Source organism: Variovorax sp. P4_D9, assembly GCF_056401695.1.
Window position 1 is genome coordinate 1 of record NZ_JBFUIU010001643.1, and the last position, 782, is coordinate 782.

Sequence of the window (782 nt, forward strand, 5' to 3'; positions counted from 1 at the left end):
CGGTCAGCCGCCGCCGGCCGACCTGCCCGCGGGCCTGCCGCTCGACACGCTGAGCGCCGCGCGCGAGCACCTCGACGTGCTGGCGCACCTGGGCTGCCGCACCTGGGGCGACGTGGCGGCGCTGCCGCGCGGCGGCCTCGTGCGCCGCTTCGGCAAGGAACTGCGCGCGGCACTCGATGCGGCATGGGGCCTGCGGCCCGAAAGCCACCGCTGGCTCACGCTGCCCGACGTGTTCGAGCAGAAGCTCGAGCTGCCCGCGCTGGCCGAGGGCGCCAGCGAACTCATGTGGTCGGCCAATCGGCTGCTCGGCGCACTGCAGATCTGGCTGCGCGTGCGGCAGCGCGGCGCGGTGTCTCTCGAGCTGCAATGGACCCTCGACCTCAAGCGCTTCAACGGCATCGACCTGCCACCGCACCAGCAGATCGTGGTGCGCACGGCCCAGCCGACCCAGGACATGGCGCACCTGCGCCGCCTGATGGCCGAGAAACTCGCGCTCGCCACGCTGGCCGCACCGGCGAGCTGGCTGCGCCTGCGCACCCTCGACACCACGCCCTGGGCCGGCGCCAGCACCAGCTTTCTGCCCGAAGACAACCGCAAGGGCGGCAAGCTGCATGAGCTGGTCGAGCGGCTCAGCGCGCGGCTCGGGCCGCAGCAGGTGCTGTGCGCGGTGGCGCAGGCCGATCACCGGCCGGAGCGCCGGCAGGCCTGGCAGCCGGCGCTGCGCACGGCGGGCAAGGCCGTGGCGGCCCCATCGCCGTCCCCGGCCGACGCGATCTATCCGG

The 782-nt window shown here is 74.6% G+C and carries 1 protein-coding gene; it reads left to right on the forward strand.

Annotation, left to right across the window (positions count from 1 at the left end; all coding sequences use genetic code 11):
- A partial coding sequence (locus AC1DY5_RS57480; protein ID WP_478123015.1) for a DNA polymerase Y subunit UmuC family protein occupies window positions 1-782 on the forward strand: 782 nt, incomplete at both ends.